The sequence below is a fragment of the Streptomyces sp. Isolate_45 genome (genome assembly GCF_024721315.2).
Taxonomy (GTDB): domain Bacteria; phylum Actinomycetota; class Actinomycetes; order Streptomycetales; family Streptomycetaceae; genus Streptomyces.
Genome location: NZ_JANFAK020000033.1, coordinates 1 through 16,617, shown reverse-complemented (window position 1 = coordinate 16,617; position 16,617 = coordinate 1). Strand labels below are relative to the sequence as shown.

The window sequence follows — 16,617 nt, the reverse complement described above, 5'->3', positions numbered from 1 at the left end:
CACACACCTACCGCGGTCGGGCTCAGCGCTCCTGGCGCAGCCACCCCGCGACCTCGGTCGCCCAGTACGTCAGGATCGTGTCCGCGCCCGCCCGCTTGATGCCGAGCAGGGTCTCCATGATGGCCCGGTCGCGCTCGATCCAGCCCTTCTCCGCGGCCGCCTCGATCATCGCGAACTCGCCGCTGATCTGGTACGCCGCCACCGGTACGTCGACCTCCTGCGCGACCCGGTACAGGATGTCCAGGTACGGGCCGGCGGGCTTGACCATGACCATGTCGGCGCCCTCCTCCAGGTCCAGCGCCAGCTCCCGCAGCGACTCGCGGGCGTTGGCCGGGTCCTGCTGGTAGCTCTTGCGGTCACCCTGGAGGCTCGACGCGACGGCCTCGCGGAACGGCCCGTAGAAGGCGGACGTGTACTTCGCCGTGTAGGCGAGGATCGACACGTCCTCGTGGCCCGTCTCGTCCAGCGCGTCACGGATGACGCCGACCTGGCCGTCCATCATGCCGCTCGGCCCCACGACGTGGACGCCCGCGTCGGCCTGGACCTGCGCCATCTCCGCGTACCGCTCCAGCGTGGCGTCGTTGTCGACGCGGCCGTGCTCGTCCAGGACGCCGCAGTGCCCGTGGTCGGTGTACTCGTCCAGACACAGGTCGGACATGATCACGAGGTCGTCCCCGACCTCGGCCTTCACGTCCCGGATCGCGAGCTGGAGGATCCCGTCCGGCTCGGTGCCGGCGGTACCCAGCGCGTCCTTGTTCTCGTCCGCCGGGACGCCGAACAGCATGATGCCCGCGACACCCGCCTCGACGGCCTCCGCGGCCGCCTTCCGCAGCGTGTCCCGGGTGTGCTGGACGACGCCCGGCATCGCGGAAATGGCCAGCGGCTCGGAGATCCCCTCGCGTACGAACGCGGGCAGGATCAGGTCCGAGGGGTGCAGCCGCGTCTCCGCGACCATGCGCCGCATGGCCGGGGTGGTGCGCAGCCGGCGGGGCCGCGAGCCGGGGAAGGATCCGTACGCGCTCATTCTCAGTCGCCTCTTCGAGCATCGACAGCAGTCGGAACCCAGCCTAGGCGCTGCCACCGGCCCACCCCGCGCCGGACGCCCCGAGCCCGAACTCGCACCACACCACCTTCCCCGGCACCCGCGCCCCGACCCCCCACCGATCCGCGACGCCCGCCACGAGCAACAACCCCCGCCCACCCTCGGCCCCCGGATCCCGCTGCTCGACCCGCGGCCGCCCACCCCCGCTGTCGTGCACCTCGACCCGCACGACGCCCCCGAACCGCAGCATCCGCAACCGGTATCCCCGACCGGCCGGGACCCCGTGCAGCAAGGCGTTGGTCGCCAGCTCGCTCACGCAGAGCAACACGTCGTCCCGACGGCACGTGACACCCCACGCGTGCAGTGTCACTGCCGCGAACTCCCTGGCAGAGCGGACGGTTTGGCGGCTGCGGGGGTAGAACCGCTCGCGCAGCAGGGCCGGATGGATTTCCACGTTCACGCGGTGATGGTCGCGTTCCGTGACTAGCGTGAGGGAGACGGCCGACCCGTACTCCTTGATGAGTACGGGTCCGTACCGGTATCCCGCATGCGCACGGGGGGAGTTCACAGGCATGCCACCACGCAAGAGGCCACGGCCCAACGAGACCGCGATGAAGATGGTCGGCGCCCTGGTCGCCGCCGCACGAGTCGCCGCAGGACTGACCCAACGCGCCTTCGCCGAGGCGCTGCACATCGACATGGAGACCGTCGCCTCGATCGAACAGGGCAGGCGCACCCTCATGCCCAACGTCGCCGAGAAGATGGACCGCGTCCTCGGCCTCCCCGGACTCCTGACGGTCGCGGCGAACCGGATGCCGGAGGTCGACACGGTCCCTGCGTGGGCCGAGGAGTACATGGAACGGGAGGTCGAGGCCCTCGCCCTGTCCTGGTACGACACGCTGACCGTGCCGGGCCTGCTCCAGACAGAGAACTACGCCCGCGCGGTGCTCGGCTGCCGCGTGCCCTTCGTCGGCACGGAGAAGATCGAGCGCCAGACCGCCCACCGCATCCAGCGCCAGAAGATCCTCACCCGGCCGGTCCCGCCGACCCTCAGCTTCATCATCTGGGAACCCGCCCTGCGCGACCGGATCGGCGGCGACGAGGTGTACCGGGAGCAGCTGGGCCACCTGCGGGCCTGCGCAGATCTACCCACCGCCTCGATCCAGGTGCTCCCCCTCGGCATCACCGCGCACGCGGGCCTCGACGGCCCGTTCATCCTGCTGGAAACACCCGAGTTCCAGCACCTCGCGTACTCGGAAACCCAGCGCGGAAGCTTCCTCGTGCGCGACCCGAACGAGGTCAGCATCCTCACTCAGAAATATGCGATGCTGCGGTCACAGGCCCTCAACTTCACGGAGACGAAGGACCTGTTGGACCGGTTGCTAGGAGAGCCATGAGCACCCCACTGAAGTGGTTCAAGTCCAGCTACAGCTCCAGCGAGGGCGGCGCCTGCCTCGAAGTCGCCATCGCCTGGCGCAAGTCCTCCCACAGCAGCGACCAAGGCGGCCAGTGCGTCGAGGTCGCCATCTGCACCTGCGCCGACACGGTCCATGTCCGGGACTCCAAGGTCACCGACGGGCCGACGCTCGCCCTCACCCCCGCCGCCTGGACCGACCTCACCCGCTGGGTGCGCGTCTAGGTCCCAGCGGCAGGGGGCCGGCCGGGCTCAGAACCGCGGTGTCGGGGACTGGGCCGCGCACAGCTCGGCCGCCTCCTCGTCCGTCTCGACGGCCGGCGGCGACCCGTCCAGGGGTTGGCCGGCGGTCTCCTTCATGCACGCCACCGCGATGAGGCCGACCAGGGCCGCGCCCATCGCGTAGTAGGCCGGCATCAGGTTCGAGCCGGTCCAACCGATCAGCGCGGTGATCACCAGCGGGGTCGTCCCGCCGAAGACCGACGTCGCCAGGTTGTAGCCCACGGACAGCGAGCCGTAACGGACCCGGGTGGGGAAGAGCGCCGGCAGGGCGGCGGACATCGTGCCGAGCATGCACAGCAGCGACAGGCCCAGCATCAGCATCCCCGCGGTGACGGCGGGAATGCTGCCCTGGCCGATCAGCAGGAACGCCGGCAGGGACAGCACGAGGAACCCGGCCATGCCCGCCATCAGCACCGGCTTGCGGCCGAAGCGGTCGGAGAGCGCGCCGACCCGGCTGATCAGCAGCATCAGGAAGAGCATGACCGCGATCAGGATCAGCAGGCCGTGCGTCTCGCTGTAACCCAGCTCGTCCGACAGATAGGTCGGCATGTACGACAGCACCATGTAGTCGGTGATGCCGTACGCCCCGACGAGGCAGCTGCACAGGATCAGCGCCCGCCACTGCTCGCGGAAGATCCGCGCGAGGTCACCCTTGCCGATCGTCTCCACGCCATCGGCGGCCTCGCTCGCCCGCACGGCCGCCCCGCCCTCCAGCTTCTGGAAGGCCGGCGTCTCGTCCAACCGCATCCGCAGGTACAGGCCCACCAGACCGAGGGGTCCGGCGATGAGGAACGGCACGCGCCAGCCCCAGGACAGCATCTGCCCGTCGTCGAGCAGCGCGTACAGCGTGGTCACGAGCCCGGCCGCGCCCACGTACCCGGCCAGGGTGCCGAATTCGAGGAAGCTCCCGAAGAACCCCCGGCGCCGGTCGGGCGCGTACTCGGCGATGAAGGTCGACGCACCGCCGTACTCCCCGCCGGTCGAGAAGCCCTGGACCATCCGGAACAGGATCAGCAGGGCCGGGGCCCACAGGCCGATCGCGTCGTGCGAGGGGATCAGGCCGATGGCGAACGTGCCCACCGCCATCAGGATCATGGTGAGGGCCAGCACCCGCTTTCGCCCCCACCTGTCCCCCAGCGGACCGAAGAACATCCCGCCCAGCGGCCGCACCAGGAACGCCACCGCGAACGTCGCGAACGAGGACAACAGCTGCGTGGTCCCGCTCCCCGACGGGAAGAAGACCTGCCCCAGGGTGACGGCCAGGTAGGAGTAGATCCCGAAGTCGAACCACTCCATGGCGTTGCCGAGCGAGGCCGCCTTCACGGCCCGCTTGACCGCGCGGTCGTCCGTGACGGTGATGTCCGTCCGGCGCAGCCGGGGGTTCTGGCGCTGCCGGATCGCACGAAAAAGCCCGGGGTGACGCTTCACGGCTTCGGGGTCGGCCGTCTTCGGGGGGCGGGGAGCCGCCATGGACGGTCCTTTCCTCGGGAGTGTTCCAGCCCTCCCGCCTGCGCGATCACAGCGCCGGCAAACGGGCCGCAGGCCCCGATGGGACGTGGATCACACCAAACGGCCCCACCCCGATCCCGCCCTCACCCCCCGCCCGCGTTCCTGTGCTCCCACCGCCACAGTCCGTCCGCCCGGTGGTCACCCACCAGCTCCGGGCCGAGCGGCCCCACCCGCGCGTACGCCTCCCGCGTGCGCGGGTCATCGCGCAGGGACAGGGCGTAGGCGACTCCGAGCCGGGCGTCCTGATCCCCGACGTCGAGCAGCTCCATCAACGCCTCGGCGATGGCCGGCGAGCGGTCGGACCCGTGACCGGCCGCGTACACGGCCCGCTCCCTGACCTGCGGATCCTCGTCCCGAAGCAGGGCGAACAGCACCTCCCGCTCCGACTGCCTCAGCGGCTCCCACGCCAGCGCCTCCGCCGCGGCCGCCCGCACCCCGGCGTCGACGTCCCGCCCGAGGTCCTGCACCACCCGCGCCGTCTCGTGGTCGAGCGGCCGCAGGAACAGCGGCGGCACCCGCCGCCGCACCCTCGGGTCCGGATGCCCGGCGTACCGCAACCCGAACTCCCGCGCCCGAGGATGCTCGTCGGCGCAGAGCAGGCCCAGCACGAGCGCCAGCACCCCACCGTCCGGCTCCACCTCCGCCCACCCGGGGAGCAGCGCGAACCGCTGCTTCTCGTACCAGCGGGGGTGCGCGACCACCCACGCCATCATGTCGCCCATGCTCAGGAAGTCGGCGACGAACGCCCGATGCGCGGGCAAGGGGTGCCGGTGGTGCTCCACCACCTGCAACCAGGTCTCCGCGCTCTCCCGCACCAGAAGAATCCATTCGGCCGCCGACCGGTCGACGTGGTCCTCGTCTTCGAACCGCACCGCGCGGCCCATCAACTCGTCCACCGGCGCCAGGATCCGGAACTCCCACTCCATGCGGGTCAGAACGGCCCCGTGACCACCGCGCACGGTCCGCCCGCCGAGGGTGATCTCCTCGACCCGGGCGAACTCGCCCTCCGCGACCACCTCCACCCGCGCCGGCCCCTCCGCCCCCGTCAGCCGCCGCAACTCCGCCTCGGCGCCCGCCTCGTACCACCGCCGGGCCGCCTCCAGCAGCCGTACCCGCTCCCCCTCCGACAGCCGCTCCCTCACGTCCGCCGACAGGAACGCGTCCCACAGGGCCGGAGAACCACCCTCGACGGCCCGCAACAGCGGCGTCGTCCCGTCAGGCAGCACCCGGTCCGGCTGCGCCCCGCCCTCGACCAACGCCCGTACGGTCTCAACCCCCCACGCGCTCACCGCCGCGCACAACACCGGCAGCCCGTCCCCGCCCACCGCGTCAGGGTCCGCGCCCGCCTCCACCAACTCCCGCACGGCATCCGCGTCCCCAACCCCCACCGCGCCCACCAGCCGAGCATCCAACTCGCCCACGAGTCCCCCCTCTGCCGATCCTTGCGCCGATGATCGCCGTCGCCCGGCCCCGCCGGAAGGCCGGCCCCGTCCCCCGGGGCGACCGGGGGCGCGGTGTCGGCCGCGTGCGTCGGGTCAGGCGACCGGCGACGGCGACGGCACGGGAGCGGCCGGACCGGCCTGGACCGCGCGGAGGAGTTCCGCGGCCAGGCCCTCGCGCCGGATCCGCAGGTCGACGTACAACAGGCCGCTGACCAACTGCATGAAGCCGGTTTGGACCAGCTGGCCACCGATCCCGCCGACCAGCACGAGCAGGACGAAGAGGAAGAGCGCGCCGACCGGGGGAACCCCGCCCTCGGGCATGTCGGACACCGCCGGAATCAGCGTGAACAGGGCGACGAGGTGGAACGGCAGCTGGATCAGCCACGCGACCAGCCCCGCGATGAGGCCCGCGAGCATGGTGACGCCGAAGACGCGCCACCAGTCGCCCTTGACCAGGCGCGCCGAACGGCGCAGCGCGGTGACCGGCCCGGCCGGCTCCATGACCACGGCGGCCGGCGCCAGGCCGAACAGCGTGGTGAGCCAGACCATCAGTGGCATGGTGAGGATCAGGAGGAACGGCAGCAGTACGACCATCCCGGATGGGGAATCGTCCGCCGCGCCGGCGAAGGTCATGGGCAGCCAGACCGCCATGACGACGAGCATCGGAGCGGCGGCGATCAGTCCGGAGAGAACGACCGTGCCTGCCACCGCGGGTGCCCGCCGCCACGTCGCCCGCCACAGCGCGCGGAAGGCGACGGGACGGCCGAGGACCGCGTTCCGCAGGACGGTCTGATGGAGCGAGGCGGAGAGCGCCAACGACGTGATTCCGAGAACGACCAGCAGGACCAGGAGCGTGGCGCCCGCGAGGAGGATCGGAGTCAGATGTTCACGATCAGGCGCCCGGCCGTCGGTCACGTCGAAAACGGGGGCGACGTGCTCGCGCACCGCGGCGAAGGCGATGCCCGCGGCGGCGACGACGATCAACAGCCAGATGCCGTGGACGGCCAGGAAGACGCCGCCCAGTTGCTTCCAGTAGCGGCCGAGGGTCGAGAACGATCCGCTGATGATCTCGCCCGCACCCAGCGGCCGCAGCGGGATCACTCCGGGCTTGGCGGTCGGAGGCGGCGGATATCCGCCCCAACCGCCGTGATGTCCGGATCCCCACCCTTGATTCTGCGTCATTCGGTTTTCCCCGTCGTTGCCGCCTCGATGAAACGCACAACGTATCCCAGCTGCTCAGGGGCCTTTCGGGCGGTGGGCGCCCGTCCGAACGGGGCGCCCCCACCAACGGAAAGGGGCCCGAGCGCATCCCGCGCCCGAACCCCTCCGCACCACCTGTACCCGGCCCCGGGCCGGCCCGTCTAACGCGCTCACGTCGTACGACGCCGCCGCGCCCCCGGCCGCCGCTCGCTCGGCCGCGACACCGACTCGCCGGCCTGCTTCGCCGCCTCGCGACGGGCCTCCCCGTAAGCGGCCAGCGCCTCCGCCAGCTTCGACACCGACGGCTCCGGCGACAGCACGTCCACGCGCAGCCCGTGCTCCTCCGCGGTCTTGGCCGTCGCCGGCCCGATACACGCGATGATGGTCACGTTGTGCGGCTTGCCCGCGATCCCGACCAGGTTCCGCACCGTGCTCGACGAGGTGAAGAGCACGGCGTCGAACCCGCCCCCCTTGATCGCCTCGCGCGTATCGGCCGGCGGCGGCGAAGCCCGCACCGTCCGGTAGGCGGTGACGTCGTCGACCTCCCAGCCCAGCTCTATCAGCCCGGCCACGAGCGTCTCCGTCGCGATGTCCGCACGCGGCAGGAACACCCGGTCGATCGGGTCGAAGACCGGATCGTAGGGCGGCCAGTCCTCCAGCAGACCCGCCGCCGACTGCTCACCGCTCGGCACCAGGTCCGGCTTCACACCGAACTCGACCAGCGAGGCCGCGGTCTGCTCGCCCACCGCGGCGACCTTGATGCCCGCGAACGCGCGCGCGTCGAGCCCGTACTCCTCGAACTTCTCCCGCACCGCCTTCACCGCGTTGACCGAGGTGAAGGCGATCCACTCGTACCGCCCCGTCACCAGGCCCTTGACGGCCCGCTCCATCTGCTGCGGGGTGCGCGGCGGCTCCACGGCGATCGTCGGCACCTCGTGGGGCACCGCGCCGTACGAACGCAGCTGGTCGGAGAGCGAGGCGGCCTGCTCCTTCGTACGCGGTACGAGGACCCGCCAGCCGAACAGCGGCTTCGACTCGAACCAGGCCATCTCCTCGCGCCGCGCGGCGGCGCCCTGCTCACCGACCACGGCTATCACCGGACGCGCGCCCTCGGGCGACGGGAGCACCTTGCCCTGCTTGAACACCTGGGCGATCGTGCCGAGCGTCGCGCTCCAGGTCCGCTGCCGGGTCGTCGTACCGCCGACGGTCACCGTCAGCGGGGTCTCCGGCTTGCGGCCCGCGGCCACCAGCTCGGCGGCCGCGGCCGACACCGTCTCCAGCGTCGCCGTGACGACGAGGCGGCCACCGCTGGCGCCCGCCTCGCTCCAGCACTGCGCCGACGCGTGCCGGGCGTCCACGAAACGGACGTCCGCGCCCTGCTCACCGCGCAGCGGGACACCCGCGTACGCGGGCACGCCGACGGCCGTCGCGACACCGGGCACCACCTCGAAGGGGATCCCCTCCGCGGCGCAGGCCAGCATCTCGCCGGACGCGTTCCCGTCGAGCCCGGGGTCGCCGGTGACGGCACGGACGACCCGCCTGCCGGACCGTGCGGCCTCCATGACAAGATTGGCGGCGTCGCGGATCACCGGGACCCCGGCGGCGGCTGACAGTTCGTCAGCAACCGTCAGCTGCGGTGTGTCGATGCCCGCCCGCGCGTGGGTCCGTACGACGTCGAGCACCTCGGGCTCGGCGATCAGTACGTCCGCGGCGGCGAGCGCCTCCACGGCGCGCAGCGTCAGCAGACCCGGGTCGCCGGGGCCGGCACCGAGGAAGGTGACGAGTCCGTGGGCGGCGACGACCGGAAAAGCGGAGGTGGTCGGACGTGAGGGGTTCAAAGCGATCGCTCCCCCATAAGACCGGCCGCGCCCTTGGCCAGCATCTCGTCCGCGAGTTCGCGGCCGAGCGCCATGGCCTCGTCATACGACTGGGGCACGGGTCCGGTGGTGGACAGCTGCACCAGCGTCGAGCCGTCGAGGGTGCCGACGACGCCGCGCAGGCGCATTTCATTGACAATCTGCCCGTCGGCGAGGGGGTCCCCCCACTCGAGCGGAGCCGAGAGTGGGGGAAGGTCGGCGAGCGCGCCCACGGGTGCGCTGCAGCCGGCCTCCAGGGCGGCGAGCAGGGAACGCTCCGCGGTCACGGCGGCCCTGGTGTGCGGGTCGTCGAGTTCGCCGAGCGCGGCGATGAGGGCCGTGTCGGAGGCCAGGCACTCCACGGCCAGGGCTCCCTGACCGGGAGCGGGCAGCACGTTGTCGACCGCCAGGAGGTCGGTCGCCTCGTCGCCGCGGCCGATCCGGTTCAGGCCGGCGGCGGCCAGCACGACGGCGTCGAGCTCACCGGAGCGGACGAATCCGATCCGGGTGTCGACGTTGCCGCGGATGGCGACGGTCTCGATGCGCTTGCCCAGGCTCTTGGCGTAGGCGTGGAGCTGCGAGGTGCGCCGGGGCGAACCGGTGCCGATCCGCGCCCCGTCGGGGAGCTGCTCGAAGGTCAGGCCGTCGCGGGCGACGAGCGCGTCGCGCGGGTCCTCCCGCTTCGGCATGGCCGCGATGACCAGGTCGTCGGGCTGTGCGGTCGGCAGGTCCTTCAGCGAGTGCACGGCGAAGTCGACGTCGCCGCGCACGAGGGCCTCGCGCAGCGCGGTGACGAACACGCCGGTGCCGCCGATCTGCGAGAGGTGCTCGCGGGACACGTCACCGTAGGTCGTGATCTCCACGAGTTCCACGGGTCGGCCGGTGACCGCCCGGACCGCCTCGGCGACGTGCCCGGACTGGGACATGGCCAGCTTGCTCCGCCGCGTTCCGAGCCTGAGGGGCCGGTCGGGACGTGTGTTCATGATGCCCGTCCTGGGTCGTCGTTCTTCGGATCGGCCGCGTCCGCCCGGCTGACGGAAGCCACCGTCTGAGGGTCGAGGTCGAAGAGTTCGCGCAGCGCCTCCGCGTACCCGGCGCCGCCGGGCTCGCTCGCGAGCTGCTTGACGCGCACGGTCGGCGCGTGGAGGAGCTTGTCGACGACGCGGCGCACGGTCTGGGTGACCTCGGCCCGCTGCCGTTCGTCGAGATCGGGTACGCGCCCGTCGAGACGTGCCACCTCCATGGCGACGACCTCGGCGGCCATCGCCCGTAGGGCGACGACGGTGGGCGTGATGTGCGCGGCCCGCTGGGCGGCCCCGAACGCGGCCACCTCCTCCGCGACTATCCCACGTACGGCGTCCACGTCGGCCGCCATCGGGGCGTCGGCGGAGGTCTCCGCCAGCGACTCGATGTCGACCAGCCGCACCCCGGGGATCCGGTGCACCGCGGCGTCGATGTCCCGCGGCATGGCCAGGTCGAGGAGCGCGAGGCGTACGGGGGCCCCGTCCGCCCGGCTGCGCGCCGTCCGGCGGGGCTGCCGCTGGGCGGCGGCCTCGCCCTGGTCGGCCCAGGTGCCGTGCAGTTCGAGGGAGTCGGCGTCGACGCCGGTCAGCGCGGCGCGGCCGTCACCGGAGGGTGCGTCCAGCCCCAGCGGACAGCCGTCGGGCTCGGCGGCCGGGATGGTCCGTACGGCCCCGGCGTCGGCGATGCGCCGACCGGCCTCGGCGGCCGCGACCAGCCGGGCCAGTACATCGCCACCGGCGGGCTCCGCGACGGGCACCCGCACGGCCCGCGCGACGGCGCCGACCGGGAGGAGCTCCGCCGTCGGGTCGCCGGACACGGCGGCGAACACGTCGTCCGCGCTCAGCACCAGGCCCGTCGCGCCCGTACAGGACACGACGACGTCAACACGTGTCAGTTCCTCGGCGACCGAGCCCATGGTCACGGCCCGCGCCGTCACACCGGTGCCCGAGGCAACCAGAATCTCGGCGAGACGCTCCGCCCGCTCCGCGGTCCGGTTCGCCACCGCGATGTCGGCGACGCCCACCCGCGCCAGCGTGGCGGCGGCCAGCGAGGACATCGAACCGGCGCCGATCACCAGCGCCCGCTTGCCCGCGGCCCACTGCCCGACCGGCTCGCGCACGGCGAGCTGCTCCAGCCCGAAGGTCACCAGCGACTGCCCGGCCCGGTCGATCCCGGTCTCGGAGTGCGCCCGCTTGCCGACCCGCAGCGCCTGCTGGAACAGGTCGTTGACCAGCCGGCCGGCGGTGTGGAGCTCCTGCCCCAGCGCCAGCGCGTCCTTGATCTGCCCGAGGATCTGGCCCTCGCCGACGACCATGGAGTCCAGCCCGCACGCCACCGAGAACAGGTGGTGCACCGCCCGGTCCTCGTAGTGGACGTAGAGGTACGGGGTGAGCTCCTCAAGGGCCACCCCGCTGTGCTGGGCCAGCAGCGTCGACAGCTCGGCGACACCGGCGTGGAACTTGTCCACGTCCGCGTACAGCTCGATGCGGTTGCAGGTGGCCAGGACCGTCGCCTCGGCGGCCGGCTCGGCGGCCAGCGTGTCGTGCAGCAGCTTGACCTTGGCATCGGCGGACAGCGAGGCCCGCTCCAGCACGCTCACCGGCGCGCTGCGATGACTCAGGCCAACGACGAGCAGACTCATGCCGGCATCACCGCCGGGACGTCACCCTCGGGACCGCCCTTGCGCGCGGCGGCGGCGGCCCGCCCGGCCGGCGGCACGACGGCGGCGGCCGGAGCGGCCCCGGTGCCGGTGGCCGGACCCGTGAGCTCCTCGGCGGCCGCGGCCGCGCCCTCACCGGCCTTGCGCTGCTCGTGGAACGCCAGGATCTGGAGCTCGATCGACAGGTCGACCTTGCGCACGTCGACGCCCTCGGGCACGGACAGCACCGTCGGCGCGAAGTTCAGGATGGAGGTGACGCCCGCGGCGATCAGCCGCTCGCTCACCTGCTGCGCGGCGCCGGCCGGCGTCGCGATGACCCCGATCGAGACGCCGTTGTCCTCGATGATCGCCTCGAGCTCGTCGGTGTGCCGCACGGGCATGCCGGCGACCATCTTCCCGGCCATGGCGGGATCGGCGTCGATCAGCGCCGCCACGCGGAAGCCGCGGGAGGCGAAACCGCCGTAGTTGGCCAGGGCGGCGCCGAGGTTACCGATGCCGACGATGACGACCGGCCAGTCCTGGGTCAGTCCGAGCTCGCGGGAGATCTGGTAGACGAGGTACTCGACGTCGTAGCCGACGCCCCGGGTACCGTAGGAACCGAGGTACGAGAAGTCCTTGCGCAGCTTCGCCGAGTTGACTCCGGCGGCGGTCGCGAGTTCCTCGGAGGACACCGTGGGCACCGATCGCTCGGAGAGCGCGGTGAGGGCACGCAAGTACAGCGGAAGCCGGGCGACAGTGGCCTCGGGAATACCTCGGCTGCGGGTCGCCGGTCGGTGAGTTCGGCCAGTTGCCACGATGCTCCTGCGGGATGAGCGGGGCTGCAGGCGGCCTCTTGTCCCAGGACCGCCCCGTCGAATGCAGGCTATGTCTTTGTGAACGCGTGCACAAAGATTGTGTCCGCTTTGTCCGGCCAAAGTGACCGGGGTCACGCGGGCCGGACGACCGGGGGTAGGACCGAGAACGGGCCGAACCCGTTCAAATCCAGAAGGGGGCAAAACCGCGCACACTCCTCATCAATACGCCCCCGTGTCCCCATAAATCGCCCATGATGGTAACGGCCGGGACGGTCAGGCCCCCAACGCCCGCCGCAGCCGGTCCGGGTTCACCCTCCAGAAGGTGTGCTGCTCGCCGTCGACGAGCACGACCGGAATCTGCTCCCAGTGCAGCCGGTACAGCTCCTCGTCCTGCGAGATGTCCTTCTTCTCCCACTGTGCACCCGTCTCGGCGCAGACCTTCTCGATCACTTCCTGGGCGTCGTCACAAAGGTGGCACCCCGGCTTCCCGATGAGCGTGACCATCCGCTCGTCGGGACGCTTCTTTTCCTTACGGCGCAGCAGAGGACTCATGTCCTCATTGTCCCGCGTCGGGGCGGGGGCCCCGAAGTGTTAACCACCCCGTTTCCCGGCGGTTCGGGAACTCCCGAACACAATGGCTATGCTCGCGTCATGGCCGCTCTGGGATGGCTCACCCCCCGTAGGCGCTCCGCCACCGCGCGGAGCGTGCTGGCAGGCGAGGCCTCGGCCGAGGCCGCCCGCAAGACCGCGCGGGCGGAAGCGCCACCTTTCCCCACGACCGCGGAACCGGAAGCCGAGGCGGAAGCCGCCGAGCCCGAGTTCCCGGTCCCCGGGGACGACCTCGCCGCCGCCTTCTTCGACCTCGACAACACCGTCATGCAGGGCGCCGCGATCTTCCACTTCGGCCGCGGCCTCTACAAGCGCGAGTTCTTCCGCCGCCGCGAACTGGCCCGCTTCGCCTGGCAGCAGGCCTGGTTCCGACTCGCCGGCGTCGAGGACCCCGAGCACATGCAGGACGCCCGCGACAGCGCCCTGTCCATCGTCAAGGGCCACAAGGTCTCCGAGCTCATGTCGATCGGCGAGGAGATCTACGACGAGTACATGGCGGAGCGGATCTGGCCGGGCACCCGCGCCCTGGCCCAGGCCCACCTCGACGCCGGCCAGAAGGTCTGGCTCGTCACCGCCGCCCCCGTCGAGACGGCCACGATCATCGCCCGCCGCCTCGGCCTGACCGGGGCCCTGGGCACCGTCGCCGAGTCCGTGGACGGCATCTACACCGGCCGCCTGGTCGGCGAACCCCTGCACGGCCCCGCCAAGGCGGAGGCGGTGCGCGCCCTGGCGGCCGCCGAGGACCTCGACCTCGCCCGCTGCGCGGCGTACAGCGATTCGCACAACGACATTCCGATGCTGTCGCTGGTCGGGCACCCGTACGCGATCAATCCCGATACAAAACTGCGCAAGCACGCCCGCACCAACGACTGGCGGCTGCGCGACTATCGGACCGGCCGCAAGGCCGTGAAGGTCGGCGTCCCGGCGGCCGCCGGGGTCGGCGCGATCGCGGGCGGCACGGCCGCCGCCATCGCCCTCCACCGCCGCCGCAAGTAGCAACGCCGGGCCGGGGCCCGATTCCGGCCCGCCCGGCGTTCATTCGCTCACCTCTACCCGCGCCCTCGGCGCGGCACTCCGACCTGCCCCACTCGGTCGCGAGCCACCGTGGAAGCTTCCATTCCGTGCACCCAAGCGATCAAGAATCGATCACCAATCGGGCCTGAATATGCCCTGGACACGCAACAGAAGTGTCGGAACCGGTGATTTAGACAACTGGGTGTAGCGCTGCCTGTACGAAGCGTTATTCTCCTCAAACGCATGCCACCGCCCATCTGTCGCCACGACGGGTGAACGGTCCCGCACTGCACGTGATGGAAGCTCTGCCTCTGGGAGTCCCGTGTACCCACCTGTCGGGGTTGACGCCTCGGGCCTGGCTACGCTGCGCGCAACGGTCCTCGACCACCTGCGTGGCTTCGTCCCCACCGCGTACGCCGTCCCCGCCTTCGCCGTACCCGCCGGCCTCGGTCCGGCCGGTCCTTGCTACGCCCTGACCGACGGCGGAGCGACGGTGGGCAGACGCGGTCGCGCGGGCTCCGGATCGGCCGGCTCCGCCGGCACGACCGCGCCCGCCGCCCGCCGCCCCACCGCGGACAGCGACCAGGCCCGCATGATGGACCTGGTCGAACGCGCCCAGGCCGGCGAGGCCGACGCCTTCGGCCGGCTCTACGACCAGTACAGCGACACGGTGTACCGCTACATCTACTACCGCGTCGGCGGCAAGGCGACCGCGGAGGATCTCACCAGCGAGACCTTCCTGCGCGCGCTGCGCCGCATCTCCACCTTCACCTGGCAGGGCCGTGACTTCGGCGCCTGGCTGGTGACCATCGCGCGGAACCTGGTGGCGGACCACTTCAAGTCCAGCCGCTTCCGCCTGGAGGTCACCACCGGCGAGATGCTCGACGCCAACGAGGTGGAGCGCAGCCCCGAGGACTCCGTCCTGGAGTCGCTCTCCAACGCGGCCCTGCTGGAAGCCGTGCGCAAACTCAACCCCCAGCAGCAGGAGTGCGTCACCCTCCGCTTCCTCCAGGGCCTCTCGGTCGCCGAAACGGCCCGGGTCATGGGGAAGAACGAGGGGGCCATCAAAACGCTCCAGTACAGGGCGGTCCGCACGCTGGCCCGCCTGCTCCCGGAAGACGCACGCTGACGCGCCCGCCCACCCGACCCACACGACGTACGCCCCGTGCCTCCCGCACGTCGCGCACGCCCCACGCACCCCGTACGACAACGCTCCACAAGACAACACTCAACGACGACACGACCTCACCCCCGGTGACCCCTCGATGACGCTGTGGTCCGATCATCCTTCGTCCGTAACCCAAGTGCCGCGCCGCTCGTTGTGCGGGATGCAGGCTCCCTGTGGACACGCCCTGCCCGAAGCCGCTCACCCGAAAGTGTGGACGTGCTCAAGGAAGGCAACCTTCCGGACACCTTGGGGAGTCGATCGTCATGACGAGAGGAGGTGCCGCCAGTGATCGCGAACGTGACTCCGCACCGGCGGGCGAACGCCTTCGCCCAGGCCCTGGAGGATCGGAACCCATCCGATCTCCCAGAACCGGACCCGGCGGCCGAGCAGTCCGAGGCACCTGCCGAACCTGCCGACCACGACCGGCTGTTGGCCCTGGCGAACGCACTCGGCGAAAGAATGCCGCGCCCGGTGCTGGATCCCGAGGTCAAAGTGGTGCAACGAGCCCAGCTCGTCGCCGCCATGGAGGCCATGGTGATGGAGGAGAGGGCCGGGGGCGGTGCCGCCGCGGACCCTCTGGTGCCCGAACAGCGGACCGGCCGCGGCGCCCACCGGGCGACGTCGCTCCGGAAATTGCGGCCCCGCTCCCGCTGGTCCAAGGGCATCGCAGCGGGAGGCCTCACCGTGGGTGTGGCCGCAGGGGCCTTCAGCGGAGTGGCCGCTGCCAGCACGGACGCCCTGCCCGGTGATTCCCTGTACCCGATCAAACGGGGCATGGAGGACCTCAAGCTGGGCATGGCCGATGAGGACTCGGACCGGGGTGAGCTCTACCTCGACCGGGCCTCGAACCGCCTGTCGGAGGCCCGCCGACTGATGGAAAGAGGCCGGACGGGAGTACTCGACCACGAATCCCTGGGCGAGATCCGCCGCGCCCTCTCCGGCATGAAGCACGATGCCGAACAGGGCCACCGGCTGCTCCAGGCCGCGTACGAACGGGACGGCTCGCTCGGCCCGATCCAGGCCCTGTCCTCGTTCTCCCGCTCCCACCGCGACGCCTGGGGCAAGCTCCGGGAGAAACTCCCGGCGCAGCTCACCGACGTCGGGGGCGAGGTCGAATCGGTCTTCCAGGCCATAGACGATGACGTCGCCCCGCTCCAGGGCCTGCTACCGAAGCCCCCGGAGCAGACCCGCGGCCGGCCGAGCGGCTCGGCCACGCCGAGCACCCCGGCCACCGGCAAACAGCAGACCTCGCCGTCGGCTTCGAGTACGCCCTCATCGGCACCCGCGGCCACCCCGACGCCGTCCACCGGAAGCCGTACCCCGGCACCCTCCGGCGGCGGTCTCCTGGGCGGCACGGGCGACCTGCTGAACCCGCCGACGGGGCAGGCCCCTCCGAACACGCCCGCCCCGGGGACCCCCGAGCTCCCCCAGCCGGACATCACCCTCCCGCCCCTCCTCCCAGGCCTCCTCCCGGGCCTGGGCCTCAACGCCGAGGACGCGGAACAGTAAAGGGGAGAGGGGGGGGGGGGGGGCGGGGCGCCCCCCCCCCCCCCCCCCCCCCCCCCCCAACCCCCAAAAAAAACCCCCCCCCCCCCCCACCCACC

General features: G+C 71.8%; 15 protein-coding genes. 5 read left to right on the top strand and 10 right to left on the bottom strand.

Annotation, left to right across the window (positions count from 1 at the left end; genetic code table 11):
* Positions 1-22: 22 nt before the first annotated feature.
* The gene (gene hemB / locus NOD94_RS13465) at positions 23-1,024 is read right to left on the bottom strand and encodes a porphobilinogen synthase (protein WP_281206117.1); all 1,002 of its coding nucleotides are present in this window, start codon (positions 1,022-1,024) and stop codon (positions 23-25) included.
* A 43-nt stretch (positions 1,025-1,067) separates the two neighbouring features.
* The gene (locus NOD94_RS13460; RefSeq protein ID WP_281206116.1) at positions 1,068-1,502 is read right to left on the bottom strand and encodes an ATP-binding protein; all 435 of its coding nucleotides are present in this window, start codon (positions 1,500-1,502) and stop codon (positions 1,068-1,070) included.
* Between the two features lie 112 nt (positions 1,503-1,614).
* On the opposite strand from NOD94_RS13460, the gene NOD94_RS13455 reads away from it, so the two are divergent.
* Complete coding sequence (locus NOD94_RS13455; RefSeq protein WP_281206115.1) at positions 1,615-2,439, top strand: helix-turn-helix transcriptional regulator; 825 nt, start codon at positions 1,615-1,617, stop codon at positions 2,437-2,439.
* Positions 2,436-2,681, top strand: coding sequence for a DUF397 domain-containing protein (locus NOD94_RS13450; RefSeq protein WP_281206114.1), 246 nt, complete (start codon positions 2,436-2,438; stop codon positions 2,679-2,681). The genes NOD94_RS13455 and NOD94_RS13450 overlap by 4 nt, the downstream gene beginning before the upstream one ends.
* A 27-nt stretch (positions 2,682-2,708) precedes the next feature.
* On the opposite strand, the gene proP is transcribed toward NOD94_RS13450, so the two are convergent.
* From proP to NOD94_RS13410, 8 genes are all read right to left on the bottom strand, one after another.
* Positions 2,709-4,208: a glycine betaine/L-proline transporter ProP gene (gene proP, locus NOD94_RS13445; RefSeq protein ID WP_281206113.1), complete on the bottom strand. Its 1,500-nt coding sequence runs from the start codon at positions 4,206-4,208 to the stop codon at positions 2,709-2,711.
* Between the two features lie 122 nt (positions 4,209-4,330).
* Positions 4,331-5,668, bottom strand: coding sequence for a HEAT repeat domain-containing protein (locus NOD94_RS13440; RefSeq protein ID WP_281206112.1), 1,338 nt, complete (start codon positions 5,666-5,668; stop codon positions 4,331-4,333).
* Between the two features lie 114 nt (positions 5,669-5,782).
* Positions 5,783-6,871, bottom strand: coding sequence for a hypothetical protein (locus tag NOD94_RS13435; protein ID WP_281206111.1), 1,089 nt, complete (start codon positions 6,869-6,871; stop codon positions 5,783-5,785).
* A gap of 188 nt (positions 6,872-7,059) precedes the next feature.
* Positions 7,060-8,727 (bottom strand): uroporphyrinogen-III synthase, encoded by a 1,668-nt coding sequence (locus NOD94_RS13430; protein ID WP_281206110.1) that lies wholly within the window; start codon positions 8,725-8,727, stop codon positions 7,060-7,062.
* A complete protein-coding gene (gene hemC, locus NOD94_RS13425; RefSeq protein WP_281206109.1) occupies positions 8,724-9,728 on the bottom strand; it encodes a hydroxymethylbilane synthase in 1,005 nt (334 codons plus the stop codon). The genes NOD94_RS13430 and hemC overlap by 4 nt, the downstream gene beginning before the upstream one ends.
* A complete protein-coding gene (locus tag NOD94_RS13420; protein WP_281206108.1) occupies positions 9,725-11,410 on the bottom strand; it encodes a glutamyl-tRNA reductase in 1,686 nt (561 codons plus the stop codon). The genes hemC and NOD94_RS13420 overlap by 4 nt, the downstream gene beginning before the upstream one ends.
* Positions 11,407-12,222 carry a redox-sensing transcriptional repressor Rex gene (locus tag NOD94_RS13415; protein ID WP_281206107.1) on the bottom strand — a complete coding sequence of 272 codons (816 nt, stop codon included), beginning with the start codon at positions 12,220-12,222 and terminating at the stop codon, positions 11,407-11,409. Before NOD94_RS13415 ends, NOD94_RS13420 begins: the two co-directional genes overlap by 4 nt.
* A 273-nt stretch (positions 12,223-12,495) precedes the next feature.
* A complete protein-coding gene (locus tag NOD94_RS13410) occupies positions 12,496-12,774 on the bottom strand; it encodes a glutaredoxin family protein (RefSeq protein ID WP_281206106.1) in 279 nt (92 codons plus the stop codon).
* 99 nt (positions 12,775-12,873) lie between these two features.
* Between NOD94_RS13410 and NOD94_RS13405 the strand changes: the two genes are divergently transcribed.
* The 3 genes from NOD94_RS13405 (at position 12,874) to NOD94_RS13395 (ending at position 16,522) form a co-directional block, all read left to right on the top strand.
* Positions 12,874-13,827, top strand: coding sequence for an HAD-IB family hydrolase (locus NOD94_RS13405; protein WP_281206105.1), 954 nt, complete (start codon positions 12,874-12,876; stop codon positions 13,825-13,827).
* A 340-nt stretch (positions 13,828-14,167) separates the two neighbouring features.
* Entirely contained in the window at positions 14,168-14,974 is an 807-nt protein-coding gene (locus NOD94_RS13400) for an ECF subfamily RNA polymerase sigma factor, BldN family (protein ID WP_281206104.1), read from the top strand.
* A gap of 324 nt (positions 14,975-15,298) precedes the next feature.
* The gene (locus NOD94_RS13395; RefSeq protein WP_281206103.1) at positions 15,299-16,522 is read left to right on the top strand and encodes a DUF5667 domain-containing protein; all 1,224 of its coding nucleotides are present in this window, start codon (positions 15,299-15,301) and stop codon (positions 16,520-16,522) included.
* Positions 16,523-16,617: the final 95 nt, after the last annotated feature.